The organism is Streptomyces sp. NPDC051133, assembly GCF_040682635.1.
Lineage (GTDB): Bacteria > Actinomycetota > Actinomycetes > Streptomycetales > Streptomycetaceae > Streptomyces.
On record NZ_JBFBBK010000093.1, the window covers coordinates 3,292 to 3,587 of the forward strand.

At 74.7% G+C, this 296-nt stretch carries 1 protein-coding gene; it reads right to left on the reverse strand.

Features of this window, described 5'->3' with window-relative positions:
- Positions 1-296, reverse strand: a 296-nt coding sequence (locus tag AB0N17_RS43525; protein ID WP_366017236.1) for a hypothetical protein, incomplete at both ends; no start/stop codon positions are given.

The window sequence follows — 296 nt, forward strand, 5'->3', positions numbered from 1 at the left end:
CGGCGACGGCGGCGGTGACAGCGGTGGCGGCGGCGGTGAGGGTGGGGGTGATCCGGAGAACACCAACCGTCCCAGTGGTGGCGGTGGCCATGGCGGCGACGGCGGCGGTGACAGCGGTGGCGGCGGCGGTGAGGGTGGGGGTGATCCGGAGAACACCAACCGTCCCAGTGGTGGCGGTGGCCATGGCGGTGGTGGTGAGGGCGGCGGCGGTGGCGGCGGCGGTGAGGGTGGGGGTGATCCGGAGAACACCAACCGTCCCAGTGGTGGCGGTGGCCACGGTGGTGGTGAGGGCGGCG